At 48.1% G+C, this 15,723-nt stretch carries 16 protein-coding genes; 6 read left to right on the top strand and 10 right to left on the bottom strand.

Going from position 1 to position 15,723, the window contains the following annotated elements:
• Positions 1-11: 11 nt before the first annotated feature.
• Entirely contained in the window at positions 12-1,286 is a 1,275-nt protein-coding gene (locus ACVLR6_RS10340) for a glutaminase (protein ID WP_455995134.1), read from the bottom strand.
• A 355-nt stretch (positions 1,287-1,641) separates the two neighbouring features.
• Here ACVLR6_RS10340 and ACVLR6_RS10345 point away from each other — a divergent pair, with 355 nt between their 5' ends.
• Positions 1,642-2,655: a GGDEF domain-containing protein gene (locus ACVLR6_RS10345; protein WP_455995135.1), complete on the top strand. Its 1,014-nt coding sequence runs from the start codon at positions 1,642-1,644 to the stop codon at positions 2,653-2,655.
• A gap of 127 nt (positions 2,656-2,782) precedes the next feature.
• A complete protein-coding gene (locus ACVLR6_RS10350) occupies positions 2,783-4,069 on the top strand; it encodes an MFS transporter (protein ID WP_005179439.1) in 1,287 nt (428 codons plus the stop codon).
• Between the two features lie 61 nt (positions 4,070-4,130).
• Here the strand turns inward: ACVLR6_RS10350 and ACVLR6_RS10355 are convergent, their stop codons facing one another.
• A complete protein-coding gene (locus ACVLR6_RS10355; protein WP_016659309.1) occupies positions 4,131-4,628 on the bottom strand; it encodes a DUF2505 family protein in 498 nt (165 codons plus the stop codon).
• A 106-nt stretch (positions 4,629-4,734) separates the two neighbouring features.
• Positions 4,735-5,031: a hypothetical protein gene (locus ACVLR6_RS10360; RefSeq protein ID WP_455995136.1), complete on the bottom strand. Its 297-nt coding sequence runs from the start codon at positions 5,029-5,031 to the stop codon at positions 4,735-4,737.
• Positions 5,032-5,172: 141 nt separating this feature from the next.
• On the opposite strand from ACVLR6_RS10360, the gene ACVLR6_RS10365 reads away from it, so the two are divergent.
• The gene (locus ACVLR6_RS10365) at positions 5,173-6,093 is read left to right on the top strand and encodes an alpha/beta hydrolase family protein (protein WP_163170307.1); all 921 of its coding nucleotides are present in this window, start codon (positions 5,173-5,175) and stop codon (positions 6,091-6,093) included.
• Here ACVLR6_RS10365 and ACVLR6_RS10370 read toward each other — a convergent pair whose 3' ends face one another.
• Complete coding sequence (locus ACVLR6_RS10370) at positions 6,094-6,561, bottom strand: hypothetical protein (protein WP_286426796.1); 468 nt, start codon at positions 6,559-6,561, stop codon at positions 6,094-6,096. It lies immediately after the preceding gene.
• Positions 6,562-6,916: 355 nt separating this feature from the next.
• Between ACVLR6_RS10370 and ACVLR6_RS10375 the strand changes: the two genes are divergently transcribed.
• Positions 6,917-7,315 carry a GNAT family N-acetyltransferase gene (locus tag ACVLR6_RS10375; protein WP_228148571.1) on the top strand — a complete coding sequence of 133 codons (399 nt, stop codon included), beginning with the start codon at positions 6,917-6,919 and terminating at the stop codon, positions 7,313-7,315.
• Between the two features lie 17 nt (positions 7,316-7,332).
• Here the strand turns inward: ACVLR6_RS10375 and ACVLR6_RS10380 are convergent, their stop codons facing one another.
• The 4 genes from ACVLR6_RS10380 to ACVLR6_RS10395 all read right to left on the bottom strand — a co-directional run bounded on the left by ACVLR6_RS10380 (position 7,333) and on the right by ACVLR6_RS10395 (position 11,402).
• Positions 7,333-9,216, bottom strand: a complete 1,884-nt coding sequence (locus ACVLR6_RS10380; protein ID WP_455995137.1) for a diguanylate cyclase domain-containing protein — start codon at positions 9,214-9,216, stop codon at positions 7,333-7,335.
• A gap of 117 nt (positions 9,217-9,333) precedes the next feature.
• Positions 9,334-9,675 carry an FKBP-type peptidyl-prolyl cis-trans isomerase gene (locus ACVLR6_RS10385; protein WP_005179461.1) on the bottom strand — a complete coding sequence of 114 codons (342 nt, stop codon included), beginning with the start codon at positions 9,673-9,675 and terminating at the stop codon, positions 9,334-9,336.
• A gap of 125 nt (positions 9,676-9,800) precedes the next feature.
• Positions 9,801-10,331, bottom strand: coding sequence for a YaeQ family protein (locus tag ACVLR6_RS10390; RefSeq protein ID WP_016659315.1), 531 nt, complete (start codon positions 10,329-10,331; stop codon positions 9,801-9,803).
• A 63-nt stretch (positions 10,332-10,394) separates the two neighbouring features.
• Positions 10,395-11,402, bottom strand: coding sequence for a CobW family GTP-binding protein (locus tag ACVLR6_RS10395; protein ID WP_104471181.1), 1,008 nt, complete (start codon positions 11,400-11,402; stop codon positions 10,395-10,397).
• 456 nt (positions 11,403-11,858) lie between these two features.
• On the opposite strand from ACVLR6_RS10395, the gene ACVLR6_RS10400 reads away from it, so the two are divergent.
• The gene (locus ACVLR6_RS10400) at positions 11,859-12,071 is read left to right on the top strand and encodes a hypothetical protein (RefSeq protein WP_104488708.1); all 213 of its coding nucleotides are present in this window, start codon (positions 11,859-11,861) and stop codon (positions 12,069-12,071) included.
• A gap of 311 nt (positions 12,072-12,382) precedes the next feature.
• A complete protein-coding gene (locus ACVLR6_RS10405) occupies positions 12,383-13,987 on the top strand; it encodes a bifunctional 3-(3-hydroxy-phenyl)propionate/3-hydroxycinnamic acid hydroxylase (protein ID WP_168390807.1) in 1,605 nt (534 codons plus the stop codon).
• Between the two features lie 70 nt (positions 13,988-14,057).
• Here the strand turns inward: ACVLR6_RS10405 and ACVLR6_RS10410 are convergent, their stop codons facing one another.
• Positions 14,058-14,675, bottom strand: coding sequence for a glutathione S-transferase family protein (locus ACVLR6_RS10410; RefSeq protein WP_005179481.1), 618 nt, complete (start codon positions 14,673-14,675; stop codon positions 14,058-14,060).
• Positions 14,676-14,822: 147 nt separating this feature from the next.
• Positions 14,823-15,716, bottom strand: a complete 894-nt coding sequence (locus ACVLR6_RS10415) for a LysR substrate-binding domain-containing protein (RefSeq protein WP_075174579.1) — start codon at positions 15,714-15,716, stop codon at positions 14,823-14,825.
• Positions 15,717-15,723 lie beyond the last annotated feature (7 nt).

Consider the following 15,723-nt stretch of genomic DNA (forward strand, 5'->3'; position numbering starts at 1 on the left):
AGGCCCTTTCCTCATTCATACTGTTGCAAATAACGCTCTAGCTCTTCCTGAACCAGCACCGCTGCATGCTTCTGAATTTGCGTTTGACTTAACAGTCCTTCCGAATCAACCACCACCACACGATGTCCATCTTGCTGCAAACGCTCTACTCCTTCAAACAGCATCCGTGCACCCACATCATGAATTAAGGTGAGGTTGGTCAGATCGAGTACAATCGTCGTATCACCCGGTGGCTCTTCCTGTAAATTGCGCAGCAACATTTCTGACTCGGTAAACTGCAACACCCCACGCAGTTCATAGACGCGAACATCATCATTTTTGCCAGCCCAATAACAGCTTTGAATAATGGTTTGTGCGGAAGGCGTCCCTTCCATCAGATGCAGGCCCATATCGGCAGATAAGCGCTCGAAAATATTAATCCCGCGGACACTGTTACCATGTTCATCTACGCGCGGTGAAAATACCGCAATACCGACCTGACCCGGCAGCACACCAATAATCCCACCTGAAACGCCACTTTTGGCCGGAATCCCCACTGTCGTGAGCCAGTCTCCGGCAGCATCATACATACCACAGCTCAGCATCACGCTTAACACCTGCCGCACCACGGCCCGATCCAGTAAACATTCGCCCGTTTTCGGATGTAGGCCGCCATTGGCCAAGACACTGGCAATGTGTGCCAAATCCTTAACCGTGACCTTAATTGCACACTGCTGGATATACCCATTCACAATCTCGACCGGGTCAGTGTCCAGTGCACCGACAGTACGCAACATATAGCCAATCGACAGGTTCCGGAATGCGGTCTTCATTTCGGAGGTATAGACCTGCTCATCAAAACTTAATTCCCGTCCGGCCAGTTCACTTAAAAAACGGCGCAGCTGCTCGGCCCGTGAAATGCCAGCCGTAGTTTGAATTAATGAATGGGTGGTAATCGCCCCCGAGTTGATCATCGGGTTTTTCGGAATATTCAGTTCTTTGTCTAAGGAAATCTGGTTAAAGGCTTCTCCGGAGGGTTCAACACCTACTTTTTGCAAAACTTCTTCAATGCCCAACTGCTCCAGCACCAGTGCATAGGCAAAGGGTTTGGACATGGACTGGATGGTAAATTCATGACCATCATCACCGCTGGAATAGATCATGCCATCTGCGGTGGACAGGGCCAGCGCCAGCTTGTTAGGATCAGCCTGTGCCAGTTCCGGAATATAATCGGCCAGCTGCCCGCCCACATTGCGCTGACATTGTGACAAAACATGCTTTAAATAATCTGGAACAGGCGTTTGCATAGGGTGGGTCCTTCTTTGGGCATTATCATTGTTGTAGATGGCAACTTTATTTTATACCGCAAGCCGGCACGTTTTGGCCCGGCAGTTACAGCATCGCTACACGCATCGCTTTTCTAAATCTTCTTGATTCAATTATGCGTTCAAGATTGTGCACTTTTTTAGATCACTGTCTGGGAGAAGCTGCTATGATGGCGCGATTTTTTGACTTACCTGCAATTTGTTCATGTTAGCCGAAAATTTCTCCCTCTACAGTGTGCTAATCCCGCTGTTTATGATGGCCTTTGGCAGCGTCATTCTGCTGCTGCGGCTGTTCCAACCGATTCCCACCTATTTTCTGTAGTATGCCGCATCGACCTTGTGTACGGGTCTGGCCGTACTGATCATTACTGTGGTCTCCGCCCAAGTGTTGCCGACCTTTAGCTTTATTCCGTCCACGCTGCTGTTTATCAGCTGTGCGATGTTCACCCATGCCATTCATTTACGGCTGAATGTCACCACGCGCTGGGCATTTCTGCTGGTGCTAATTACCATTGCCGAGTCAATTTATGTGTATTTTTCGGTGTTTGATGAGCAATATGCACAGCGGATGCTGGTGCTGACCATCACCATTACCCTGATTTTTTCGCATAATTTAAAGGCTTTATATCAGGTCAAGCTCAAGCAGAAACTGGATCGCCTGTTACGCCTGTCACTGTTGCTGTTAAGCGCGGTGATTGCGCTGCGCACCCTGTATCTGTTTGTGGTATTACAGCCGACCAACCAGATTTTAAGTAACAACTTGGTCGCTGCCGGCACCCAGCTGATTATTCTCTGCCTGAGCCTGCTGATGGCCGGGCTGCTGTTTCATAGTGCCTATCAGGATATTTTCCAGCAGCTGCAAAAAGAACGGAATCTTGATCCATTAACCGGCTTGCTGAATCGCCGGGCGCTGGAGGAACGGCTGAAACGCTTAAAACAGCACAGCCGTTCCAGACAGAATGCGATTATTCTGTGTGATCTGGACTTTTTTAAGCAGATTAATGATCAATATGGCCATAAGGTTGGCGATGTCGCGCTACAGCATGTCACCGAAATTATCAGCAAAGCGGTACGCAAATACGATGAAATCTGCCGGATGGGCGGTGAAGAATTTCTGATTTTACTGCAAGATACCCCGCTGGATATCGCAATTCAGGTGGCAGAACGGATTCGCAGCGGCATCGAAACCACACCACTGATTCAGAGTGGTCAGGTCATTTCAATGACCGGCAGTTTCGGCATCAGCTTTTTCCAGCACTTTGATGAGTTTTCTCAGGCCGCGCAGCAGGCCGATTTATTGCTATATCAGGCCAAAAATCTGGGCCACAACCAGCTGCACTGGCAACAATAACAATCATCCACACGTGCAGACTTTTATAACTATTAGTTTATTTTTCCCAAATAAAGTTTGATTATTCATAGCTATAGCTCTTCTTTAAAATTACGGTTCCTGTTTTTAATCCTGTCAGAAGATACGCATGGATGCTACTCCCCGTTTAAGCCGCGAAGACAAACGCACACTTGGCCTGTCCTCACTCGGCGGTGCACTCGAATTTTATGACTTTGTCATTTATGTCTTTTACGCCAAAATTATTTCCGATCTGTTTTTCCCAAGCACACTCAGTCCATTTTGGGCCATGCTGAATACCTATGGGATTTTTGCAGCCGGTTATTTTTTCCGTCCACTCGGCGGTGTGGTGATGGCGCATTTTGGCGATTTAATTGGCCGTAAGCGACTGTTTAGCCTGTCGATTTTATTGATGGCCCTACCCACGCTGTTTATTGGCATCATGCCGACCTTTGAAAGCATTGGTTATGCCGCGCCATTATTGTTACTGCTAATGCGCGTGGTACAAGGCATTGCCATTGGTGGTGAAATTCCTGCGGCCTGGACCTTTGTTTCCGAGCATGTGCCAGAAAAAAGAATTGGTTTTGCCAATGGACTGCTGACCGCCGGCTTATCCTTGGGGATTTTACTCGGTGCGTTAATGTCGCTGTTTATTTCACTGCAATTTACTGCAGCCGAAATTCAGGACTGGGCATGGCGTATTCCGTTTATTGTTGGTGGGATTTTTGGTCTGGTAGCGCTGTATTTACGCAGTTATTTACATGAAACCCCGGTATTTAAAGCCATGCAGGCACGCAAGGAACTGGCCAAGGAATTACCAGTGAAACAGGTGCTGGCGCAGCATCGTAGCGGTGTGGTGATGGGCATGTTCTTTACCTGGTTCCTGACCGCCTGTGTGGTGGTGCTGATTTTGGCCATGCCAAATCTGCTGGTCGGTGCATTTGGTTTTGACCGCGCCGATGCCTTTAAAATGCAAAGTGCCGCCATTGTCATGCAGATGATTGGCTGTATTGTGGCCGGGCTACTGGCCGACCGTTTTGGTGCTGGCCGCGTTATTTTATTCGGCTCCCTGCTGGTCGCTGCAATTGCCTCACTGTTCTATAACAGCCTGGGCCATGTTGAAGCATCAACAATCTTTATGCTGTATATGCTCTTGGGTCTGGCCTCTGGAACAGTCGGGATGGTGTCATATAGCATGGTAAAAATGTTCCCGGCACAAATCCGTTTTTCCGGTATTTCATTTTCTTATAATGTGGCTTATGCCATTGCCGGTGGCATCACCTTACCGCTGGTGCAGTGGCTAAGCCTGTATAGCAATATTGGCGCGCTATATTATATCTGGGTGGTGTGTCTGGTGGCGTTTATAACCGCCTGGTTTTATCAGCAGCGCTTTGAGCGTGCCCGATCTTCGGTTTAATCCACCTCAAAACAAAAGAGCCCGGATTCATCCGGGCTTTTTATACAAAGATGTGCAGATTTTAACTTTTTAAATTCTTCTTGAGTTCATCTTCAACAATATTAATTTCCACTTCGCTAAAGCGGCGAATTTCACCTTCTGCATGTTTTTCCAGCATCCCGCCAATTAACGGCACTTTCACTTTTACTGTCCAGTTCAGCTGGATCTGAACCTGCTGATCATTGCCTGTCACCGAACGTGCGCAGCGGGCCTCTAAGGGTAAGTTCGCACCTAAATCAATGGTCGAGGTCAATGCACTCAGATTGGTGACATCGGTGCGCTTTAAACGAAAAGCATCTTTTAGCAGTTTTTTGGCGATGTCTGGAATATTCACATCCAGGTTATAGGCACGGCGCAAGGTGTAAATATCACCTTGGATCTGCGATTCCAGAATCTCCAGATTTTCCCCCGGAATGCGTTTGCACACATTTTCATGTAATGCGGTATTTGCAGCCAGCTGTTTGAATTCGCTCAATGAAACACCCTGAATGGTGGCATTGACAGTAAATTGATGCGCCATAGTTGATCCCTGATTTTGTCTTTTTCTTCGGTCTTGTTCTTGGTGGGGAACCTGCTGTTGCAGCCGGTTCATCGCCTGTTTATTTAAAAGAATTCTGCACGCGCTGTCATTGGCTGAATGTGGTCGGATTGTTCTGGTGTCGGCCATATTCAATCCGCAGCATCTCACCGGCATCAATCCGGACAAAACAGTCCAGATAATCAATCCGGCCATAAAACTGTTCAGCACCATCATCCAGTCCGGTCACCGACCAGCGAATGCCGGCCGGAAACTGCTCAAGCCAGCCCGACTGATAAAAATCGGCGACTGAATCAAAATGCAGGCCCTCGGCAGCGGCCTGTTGCAGACGCTGTGCCACCTGTTCAAACCTGGCCTGTTGCTGCTGGCGAAAATCAATCAGCATGGCTTATCTCATCCTGCTTTTATTGCTGTTTATTTCTATCGCTGTTTATTTTAAACCTTCTGGCCGATGAACGCGCCAGTTTTGACACTGCCCCTCTGCAACATTCAAACTAGAGCCAGTCTAAAAATATACGAGTTCAGGATGAACACCACTGCTTCTGCAATTCACACATCGCCGCTTGAAATCAGCAGCGTTACTTTCCCGGCCAGCGATGGTTATCTGCTGACCGGCACCTGTTATACCCCGCCACAAGTTAAGGCGCAGCTGCTGGTGGCCTGTGCAACCGGTGTGCCGCAAGCCTTTTATCGCCGCTTTGCCGAGTACATGAGCCAATATCAATATCAGGTGCTGTGTTTTGATTATCGCGGTGTGGCCAAATCGGCACCTAAACGGCTGAAAGGTTTTCAGATGTCCTATCTGGATTGGGGCAAACTGGATCTGGCCGGTGCGATTGCCTATTTTAAACGTGAGCAGATGCCGCTATTTATGGTCGGTCATTCCTATGGCGGACAAGCGCTGGGATTGGCACCGAATCATGCGCAGGTCACGGCACTGTACTGTTTTGGTACCGGCGCCGGCTGGCATGGCTATATGCCACTAAAAGAAAAAATTAAAGTGCAATTTGTCTGGAACCTGATTTTCCCGCCAATGGTGGCCCTGGCCGGTTATTTGCCGTGGAGCAAGCTGAACATGGGCGCAGACCTGCCGCTGGGCGTATATCAGGAATGGCGTAAATGGTGTAAAAATCCGACTTACTTTTTTGGTGACCCGGCACAACAGGCGCTGTTTGAATGTTATGCACAGGTCAAAACCCCAATTTATGCCGCTTCTTCACTGGATGATGACTGGGCCTTACCCAATTCCCGGTATGCCTTTATGCAGCATTATTGCAATGCCTCAGTGAAAATGATCAACCTGAGTCCGCAGCAGTTTGGCTTAAGCCAGATTGGACATATGGGCTATTTCCGCCAAGGCGCAGAACAAATCTGGGATCAGGTGGCGGCCACGTTTGACCTATATCTGCCATCCGATGCAAACACCGAAGTGAGCATTTCAAAGTAATCAGGACGGTAAAGACAGGCGCTGCTGGGTTTCACGGCCCTCCCGATCCACATGGGTGATAAAAATACCGTACTGGCTCACATAGTATTCCAGCGACTGCTCATAGAAGGTCCAGTAAATGGCCCATTCGCCCAGATCGGTATCTGCAATCCGGGTCTGGGTTTTGGCCGGCATTTTACGCAATACCTGTTCCTGCAGCATTGAGCCATCCTCTTTATGCTGTACAACTAATGCGTCCTGCATAAAGATGTCCGCCACATCATCAAACAGTTGCTGTTCATAGGCAGCGACTTCTTCAATCACCTCTTCAACCGGTCGCGGGCATTTCTGGCTAATCGGGCCTTGCACCATATTGCAATAGGCGGCCTGATGTTTCTGAAAGGCACGGTTAATTCTGATTTTGATCATGACTTTCCACAGCGCATAAAAGACCAGAAAAATCAGGAGGATTGCCAGTATTTTTGCCATAAGCCCGCTTACCTCAATGGTTCGGTTCTCATTTCCCAACGTTTGGTCTCGTGTCTCTTATCTCAGCGCTCTTACAGATGGATCATGCCTGACGATGAGGATGATTCCATGCGCTCATCAAGATGCCCCCATCGCATCTGCGCTGCCAAACTGCTGTCTTTTTATTCATTTTGACACAAAACAGTATCAATCCCCCAATAAAAAATTCTCACAACGCCTAAAAAACTGCGTAAATCACAACAAGATTGTCATTTTATTGAAGGTTTATTTACATTCAAATAGGTGCTTGTTTGCCTTTACCAACACAATGATTAGATCCGCTCGAATTCAAGATGTCCCGAGCCTTATTCGCGTTTTGCACGACAGTATCCGATCCTGTAGCCTCGATCATCAACATCGTGAAATCAAGATTCAACGCCTGCTCGAAAATAAAAATCAGGAAAATCTGCTGTTACTGATGCACTATAACAACTGCTGGGTGTATGAGCTACAGCATCAGGTGGTCGGTTTTATTCTGGCCAGCGATCAGGGTGAAGTATTAATGAATTATGTCGCGCCCGATGTCCAGCAGCGCGGTATTGGCAAGCTGCTGCTCAATGAAGTGCTGCATTATTATCAGCAACGCCAGATGAAACGGATTGTGCTGGCCAGCACCCGCACGGCGCTGCCCTTTTATCAAAAATATGGCTTTCAGATTCAGCCACAGGCAATTGAACCTGTTTTACATATTCCCCTGGTCAAATATCTGGACTAAAGATTTTTTTCTCTGGCTTAGTGCCCGGCAATTCTGCACTGATCCCGGCCGGCTTCTTTGGCCAGATACAGCTGCTGATCGGCCGCTTTCATAAATTCCAGTACACTGGCATAGGGCTGCTTGCCGGTCATCCAGGCCACGCCCATACTGACCGTAACATAGTCTTTCGTATCCTGACGGGCAATGTGCTGCATTTGCTCGGCACGAACCGCCTGTAATACCTGTGCCATCATCGGCTCTAATAAGGCAATCGGGACATTGTGCAGTATCAAGGCAAATTCTTCACCGCCATAACGTGCCACAAAGGCATTTTCAGGCAAGGCACGATTTAAGATCAGCACCAGCTGCTGCAAAACCTGATCTCCTTTTAAGTGGCCATAATGGTCGTTATATTTTTTAAAATAATCGACATCCAGCATCACAAACGCCAGGGTATATTCAGGCTGCTGACAGGTCTGCTCAAAACGTAGCAGGATTTCATCATTCAAGGCACGGCGATTATAGGCACCGGTCAGCGCATCAATTTTTACCTGCAATTCCAGCTTGGCATTTAACTGACTTAACTGGGCGGTACGTTCCTTGACTTTAACATCCAGCGAATTATTCAGGCTCAGCAAACGGTTATTCAGTTTTTCAATATAGGCAGTATCACGCGCATAGTTACGTGCCTGCTGCAGCATAATCAGCAAGGCATACAGACTGGTAGAAATAAACGATAAAGCAATTGATTCAATCAGGTTTAAGGCCAGCAGCAGATCATGAATAAAGCTGCCAAACAGCAGCAACACTGCACATACGGTTAATTTGGAATAACTCAGTTTCTGCCGCAAAGTTTCGGCAAAACCGTAGATAAAATTGACCAGTACCAGCAGACTGAATAAAGAACTCCATAACGCCAGCTGTTCCAGCACCATCGGCGGTGCCCATAATGCAGCGACCAGATTAATGGCAATGAGCAACAGCGCAGCACAATATACCCAGCGATGTAAATAACGCTGGTTAAACAGGAACATATAGCTCAAGAAAAATAAAATGGCCAGAAAGCTGAACAGATATTGCAGCCGCAATCCCCAAATCCAGTTGATGCCGGTAAAGGCGGTATAGGCATACGGGGCTGCAAACAGGTTATGCAGCGCCAGAAACACAATAAAAATGCCAAATACAAACACACTTTGTGCATTCGGCGGCATCACCCCACGGAAAAAGGAAAAGACCAGGGTAAACAGTCCAATCCCGAGCACCCCACCGCTGATCATGGCCACGCTCATCATCAGGCGCTGGTATTGGTAGTTTATGGTACGGCTAAGTCCAATTTTTATTGAATGTTCCAGCCCGCCCCTGAAGTTCTGGAAACTGGAGGCCTGAATCGCCAGGGTAAAATATTCACTGTCGGCAATAAAATAGGCAAGCCGATGACTATTGCCGTTTTCATGGCGGGCAGCATCAGGACCGGCTTCCCCCACGCGTGCCAGCGGCTCACCATTTAAATACACCCGGTAGGCACCCTGCTGGCTAGGCATCCAGATCGCAATGCGGCGACCGACAAACTCTTTTGGCAACTGAAAATGCCCAATAAATGTGCCATAGCCTTCCATTTGGCCAGTCAGTTGCTGAAAAGAAGCCGGTAAATGCACCCGTTCTGCAGTCAGTACTGCACTGGGCTGTTGAATAAACTGCTGATTGTAAAACAGCCACGAACCATCCAAATTGGTGCTGGAGCGTTCACTAAACTGCAGGGTCGTAATCAGCTGCTGCTGATAATAGGAGTCTGGTGGGGAATCATAATGATGTGCTCGCGCCGGAGCAAGGCTGAGTGCACACAGACACAGCCAGGCCATCAACAGGAGAGAAATCCGAAAGTACGCGCGCTGTTCCAATAAAATGATAATCCCTGCAGACATTGGAAAGGAATGATTTTAATGTACTGTGTATTGAAGGGCTTTCAAATTACTTTTTGCACTATTTTTGCACAAGCCGACCAGAGACATCCTGTTCTCCGGTCAGGGAATGTGGAAGGCTTATTCGTCGCGGGTTTTCACGTCAAATAATTCAATTTCAAAAATCAGGTTGGAATTGGCCGGAATAATATTGCCAATTTTACGCTCGCCATATGCCAAATGGGATGGCACGATCAGCTTGCGCTTACCGCCAACTTTCATCCCGAGAATGCCCTGATCCCAACCTTTAATCACACGGCCGGTACCAATCACGGTTTCAAAATAGTTACCGCGGTCAATGGAAGAGTCGAACTTGGTACCATCTTCCAGCCAGCCGGTATAGTGAGTGGTAATTAAAGCGCCTTTGACCGCTTCTTTGCCCTCACCCACTTTTAAATCAATAATTTCTAATTCTTTTGACATGCGTCTGCTCTCTTCAACCAAATCAATTGTGCATGAGTATAAAAGGAATTGATGACAGCTGCATAATTTAGGCCGCTAAATTGCAGCCGTTTATTGACCTGACACCACAGCAGCAACCGGATGGGTTACTGCAACTGTTCCCATTCAATCACAGCCTGGGCCTGATCGCCAATTAAGGTCCATTCGCCATCCATCACATTTAACTGTAGCTGCATGGTACGTTCACACAGTTGCTGAATTGCTTCGGTGGTGGCGGTAGACAGTTTCCAGACCTGAACATTTTTCAGGGTTTTCAGCTTGCTGGAGCGTTTATACCAGTCATCGACATTGCTGCCATAGGCCACCACCGCCACCTGTTGGCAACGGGCGCTGGCTTTTTTGACCTTGTCTTCATCCGGGCAGCCGACTTCAATCCAGTTTATTAGCTGACCTGTGAGATCTTTTTGCCACAGCGCCGGCTCATCGGTTTCAAACAGGTCTTTGGTGAATTCCAGTGCCTCATCGGCATAGCGGGCAAATGCCAGAATACGCACCATCAGGCGCTCGATGGTTTCAGACGGATGCAAGGCCATGGTGAGCTGATAGTCACCATATTGATGCACATCCATATTGGCAATATTTAAATCTGCTTTATAAATTGTTGCTTTAAGCGCCATACACGTGATCCTCAAATTTGGCGCCTAGCATATCGGATTTTGCTGCCCCGTGCTGAACAGATTCTAGGCAGTATTGTCAATGCGACAGGCCAGCAGCTGTTCCTCAAACGCGCTCCAGTCCCGGGCGTTACGATAAATCAGCTCGATCCGGTTATCGGTATTTTCGGGCGATGACTGATAGTTAAATTGCTGCGGATTGAAATTAAAGGTTTTCCAGCCCTGATTGGTGTGAAAAATTGCTTTAATCCGCAACCAGTCCTGCTGTTCACAGAGCAGATCCAGCAATGCATAAAAGTCAAATTGCCAGCGCCGGGAAAATTTCCAGCCGGCCACCGAATACCCCTGCGCCGTTTCCACATAATGATAGGGCAACTGTTTAATTTCCGGCAGCTCTGCCTGTGCCGGCAGTGTGCGTTGCAGCTGCAATAAAGGCTGGATTTTACGCTGGATGCCGACATGGGCCAGATCAATTTCAGCCAATGGCAGCTGACCGTTTTCAGCAGCTAGCCAGCGCGGTGCATAGGCCTGATATTCCTGTTTTAATTTTTCCAGGCCCTGTTCATCTGCCGGCTGCATCTGATCCGGATGTGAAATCACAATAATCTGGGCGGCTTTTAACTGGTCGGTATACAGGTTTTGCTGGGTCCAGTCGGCATCGTGCAAACGTGAACCATCCACCACCGTGACCAAGGCGCGCATATCCAGATGGCTGTGCCAGTGCGGTTCGGTCAGCTGTTCCAGTAATTGCAGCGGATGGCCCAATCCGGTAGGTTCAATAAACAGCCGGTCGGGCTTGGCTTCATCCAGTAAGCGTGACAAGGCAATCTGCATTGGTAACTGGCTGCTGCAACATAAACAGCCACCGAGCAGTTCCTTAATTTCAAAACCGTCACTTTGCGGCAAAATCTGCTGGTCGATGCCGATCTGGCCAAATTCGTTCATCAACACCGCCCAGACTTCCTGCTCCGGCTTTTGACGCAGCAATTGCTGTAACAGCGTGGTTTTCCCGGCTCCCAGAAAACCGGAAATAATATGGGTTGGAACGGCGCGTGTCGGTGCAATCAGTTTCACAGGTCTACTCTTTGGCTGGGCAACGTTTGCATGCTATGCAAGATTGCCATGTGGTTCAAGCCAGCACTGCGGCTTTCTGGCTGAGATTTTTTCAGCTTGAGCCAGAAAATGCGCCTACCTTTGCTATCTTTTAGAAAAATTTAATTACATTTATCTGCCCGCAGTTTTTTCCTGTAACGCTGCAATATCGGTAGCAATGTAATTTTATTTATCTTGGCATGGGGATAGTTCGAGCTATCTCCTCTGTAAGTTCGCCGATTTTAGATGCAAAAAACGGTAAATTCTTACCCAATTGCTACATTTTCTTCATTCATGTAGAGCCAATGTTAAGCAGATTTTTTGCTTTGTTGCTTCGATTGCTCAATCTCCTACTGCGGCATAGCATGAAGCCTGTCCTCGATGCAGGTGATGTGCATACGAGGTCAACTCTAAAATGAATATTAAAGGATGCCTAACATGAAATTAACTCAAATTTTACTTGCGACCACGTTTGCGGCTGCTACCGCAACCACTTTTGCTGCACCGGCAGCACCAGCCAATACCCAAACTGAAGACAAAGTGATTGTCAGCACCCAGGAGCAGCCAGCAGCAGCGGCCAATGCCGGGGCAGCAGATCAGCCTGCGTCTGAAGCCGTATCAAGCGATGAAAAAGAGAAAACTGCACGTTAATAATTGCCATACTGTGCGTTGCTATCTTTGATGGCAGCACCGTATTCAATACTATTGCGTGAAGGTGGAACCGCTTTGATGCGGTTTCACTTTTATAAAAATGATCTTCTTACTATAGAAATAAATGATCGTAACATCATCCTGAATGATTGTATTTTTATTATAAATATTCATCTAATCAACAAATTATAAAAATCATCTTATTTACTATCCTCTACAGTCCCCCTCTGTTTCCACTATGGCATAACTTGTTGAATCCCGGCCTTTCACCGTTAATGGGCGTTAATCTGACGTGATTGATGGACCTCGCGATGAACACAACAAACTATACAACTGAAGTGGCAATTTTGGGTGCCGGTCCGGTCGGCTTAACCATCGCCAATTATTTAAGCAAACAAGGTATTCAGGTGATGGTGGTGGAACAGCTGGATCGCCTGATTGATTACCCACGCGCCATCGGGATTGATGATGAATCGTTGCGGACCATTCAGTCTTTAGGTCTGGTCGATCAGGTCTTGCCGCATACCACGCCCAATCATGCCATGCGTTTTCTTACCCCGAAAGGCCGCTGCTTTGCCGATATTCAACCGCTGACCCGCGAATTTGGTTTCTCGCGCCGTAATGCCTTTATCCAGCCGCAGGTTGATCAGGTGCTGTTAAACGGCTTGACCCAATATGAACAGACCCAAGTGCTTTTTTCCCGGGAACTGACCGAATTTATTCAGGATGCCAACGGCGTGACGCTCAAACTGCATACCCGTGAGGGTCAGCAGGAAGTGATTCAGGCACAATATCTGATTGCCTGCGATGGCGGCAACTCTCTGGTACGCCGTCGTCTGAATATTGCCTTTGATGGTAAAACAGCTCCGAACCAGTGGATTGTGATTGATATTGATAATGATCCACTGGCCACGCCGCATATTTATCTGTGCTGTGACCCGGTGCGTCCTTATGTGTCCGCCGCCCTGCCACATGGCATCCGCCGTTTCGAGTTTATGGTGATGCCGGGCGAAACCCAGGAAGAACTGAGCAAACCGGAAAATATCGCCAAGTTACTGTCTAAAGTACTGCCAACCACCGATGGCATCGAGGTCATTCGCCAGCGCGTCTATACCCACAATGCGCGTATTGCCGAAAAATTCCGTGTTGACCGGATTTTACTGGCCGGTGATGCAGCACATATTATGCCGGTGTGGCAGGGTCAGGGCTATAACAGCGGCATGCGTGATGCCTTTAACCTGGCCTGGAAAATGGCGCTGGTGATTCAGGGCAAAGCCGCTGCCGAGCTGCTCGATTCATACCAGATTGAACGTAAAGACCATGCCAAAGCCATGATTGATTTATCGGTGATGGCCGGGCATGTGCTGGCACCGCCAAAACAATGGCAAGGTATTATCCGTGATGGTATTTCCTATGTGCTGAATTACATCAAGCCAATCAAACAGTATTTGCTGGAAATGCGCTTTAAGCCGATGCCGAAATATCAGGATGGCGCCCTGTTGCCACAAACCGATAAACACTCGCCGGTCGGTAAAATGTTTATTCAGCCGCAGGTACAACTGGCCTCAGGTGAAACGGTGCTGCTGGATGACGTACTGGGCAATGACTTTGCGATTATCGCCTGGGGGGTTGATCCAAAATGGGGACTGTCTGACAGCAGCATGCAGCAATGGCAGAAACTGGGGGTGAAATTTATTCAGGTAATTCCTGCGGTGCAGCTCAAACATCCACAGCCGAAACACTCTGCAGATGTGATTACCATTGGTGATCTGGGCACAGAAATTCGCAGCTGGTTTGGCAAAACCACAGGCTCGGTGGTAATTTTACGCCCTGACCGTTTCGTTGCGGCGCTGGCAATTCCGCAAACCCTGGAAAGTACCAGTCAGCAACTGTTCCAGAAACTGCATGCCCAATAAGATGAACCCTTCAAAAAACCACGCTCAGGCGTGGTTTTTTGCTATTCGCGCTCATGTTCATGCCGCTGTTTCAATGCTGATCCAGCTGCTGAAACCAGATCACCTGACTTAAGGATGGCCGCTGCGCCATCCATTGCAGATACGGCCGGAATTCTTCCAGATAAGGAATGGCCTTCAGAGCAATGGCATAGGCCAGCCAGTACGCCAGATACAAATCTGCGGCACTCATACGCTCACCGAGCAAATAGGGGTTGGCCTGCTGCAGTCCCTGTTTTAAAAACGCCATCAGATCTTCCGGCAATCCCATCCCTAAACCGCGTTTATGCTGTTCGAGCTGGGCCTGACTGATCTGGAAATTGCTCAAGTCAATCCATTCGGTTAATGGGCCATGACAGAAAAATAGCCATTTGAAATAGGCGCCGCGCTGCGGATCATCCAGGGCCGGGGCCAAACCTTGTTCAAAGAAATGATCAGCCAGATAGGCAAAAATTGCCGGGGTTTCACTAATAAAAACCGGGCCATCGACCAGTAGCGGCACTTTGCCCAAAGGATTCATGGCCCGATACTCTGGCTGTTGCAGATCTTCCCAACTGACCTGAATAATCTCGATCTGATCCTGAATCTGCAGCTCCTGTAATAGCGGCATTAGGGTCTGACCACGTGATTGAGGATGCGTATACAGTTGCATGTGGAGTTCCTCGACAGTGCATCAATGCTTATATTTTAAGCCTGCTGTCCGGCGAGAAACGCTGTTGATTTGTGTCCATCTTTAACGGCTTCACCAATTTTAAAAAACCGGCTGCGCCGATATGTAGTTGGGCGTAACACGTTTGCTTTAGCCAAAATCCATATAAAACTGTGCTTTCAATACTTTTAAAATCAGCTCAATCGCTTCGCTGCGATGTTGTTTGCGATAGCTGGCATAGAGGCCAATCATCGGCAGTGGTTCCAATGTGTTTTTCACCACAATTTTATCGCCAAGTAGCGGAATCACATAAGCGGGCACCAGACTCCAGCCGACGCCCATCCCGACCAGATTAACGTTCATCAGAATATTGGTGGAATGCTGCACCACATGAATCTCCAGCCTAGACTGCTTTAAAAAGTCCTGAATAATTTTGTACAGCTGCGGTGAGGCGTGCTCATCACTAATCACAAAATCCTGCTGCTGAAAACTTTTGATGCTGATATGTTTTAAGCTGGCCGCCGGAGAATCCTTCGGCACAATCAGGGTCAGTGGTTCATCAAAAATCCGGATTGACTCAAACGCTCCCGATTCATCTGGATAGCGGGTAAAAGCAATATCAATTTCCGCCCGACTTAAGGCCTTAAACTGCTCGGCATCCGGCAGGCTATGAAAATGGATTTTTAAATCGGGAAACTGGGCACGAATATTCGGCATGATATAAGGAAACACTTTCATTTCGGCCACCGGCACAAAGCCGATATTCAACTGTGCTTTTTGCGCCTGTGCCACTTGCCGCGCTTCCTGAATGGCTTTGTCGGCATAGTCCAGACACAAACGCGCCTGCTTTAAAAAGGCCTCGCCTTCTGGAGTCAGTTCTACTTTACGGTTGGAACGCAGCAATAACTGCACCCCGACCTCCTGTTCCAGATCTTTAATTTGCTGGCTTAAAGATGGCTGCACGGTATACATTCTGGCTGCGGCCCGGGTAAAGTTCAGCTCTTCTGCCACCGCAACAAAATAACGTAAATGTCTTAATTCCATGTTGAAG

The organism is Acinetobacter sp. T63 (assembly GCF_053852345.1).

Bases quoted from the DNA above. Each gene is read 5' to 3' on its own strand.
- ACVLR6_RS10355 (WP_016659309.1), bottom strand. From the start codon at position 4,628: ATGGCGCATCAATTTACTGTCAATGCCACCATTCAGGGTGTTTCATTG.
- ACVLR6_RS10415 (WP_075174579.1), bottom strand. From the start codon at position 15,716: ATGGAATTAAGACATTTACGTTATTTTGTTGCGGTGGCAGAAGAGCTG.
- ACVLR6_RS10340 (WP_455995134.1), bottom strand. From the start codon at position 1,286: ATGCAAACGCCTGTTCCAGATTATTTAAAGCATGTTTTGTCACAATGT.
- ACVLR6_RS10350 (WP_005179439.1), top strand. From the start codon at position 2,783: ATGGATGCTACTCCCCGTTTAAGCCGCGAAGACAAACGCACACTTGGC.
- ACVLR6_RS10365 (WP_163170307.1), top strand. From the start codon at position 5,173: ATGAACACCACTGCTTCTGCAATTCACACATCGCCGCTTGAAATCAGC.
- ACVLR6_RS10380 (WP_455995137.1), bottom strand. From the start codon at position 9,216: ATGTCTGCAGGGATTATCATTTTATTGGAACAGCGCGCGTACTTTCGG.
- ACVLR6_RS10385 (WP_005179461.1), bottom strand. From the start codon at position 9,675: ATGTCAAAAGAATTAGAAATTATTGATTTAAAAGTGGGTGAGGGCAAA.
- ACVLR6_RS10410 (WP_005179481.1), bottom strand. From the start codon at position 14,675: ATGCAACTGTATACGCATCCTCAATCACGTGGTCAGACCCTAATGCCG.
- ACVLR6_RS10370 (WP_286426796.1), bottom strand. From the start codon at position 6,561: ATGGCAAAAATACTGGCAATCCTCCTGATTTTTCTGGTCTTTTATGCG.
- ACVLR6_RS10390 (WP_016659315.1), bottom strand. From the start codon at position 10,331: ATGGCGCTTAAAGCAACAATTTATAAAGCAGATTTAAATATTGCCAAT.
- ACVLR6_RS10400 (WP_104488708.1), top strand. From the start codon at position 11,859: ATGAAATTAACTCAAATTTTACTTGCGACCACGTTTGCGGCTGCTACC.
- ACVLR6_RS10405 (WP_168390807.1), top strand. From the start codon at position 12,383: ATGAACACAACAAACTATACAACTGAAGTGGCAATTTTGGGTGCCGGT.
- ACVLR6_RS10360 (WP_455995136.1), bottom strand. From the start codon at position 5,031: ATGCTGATTGATTTTCGCCAGCAGCAACAGGCCAGGTTTGAACAGGTG.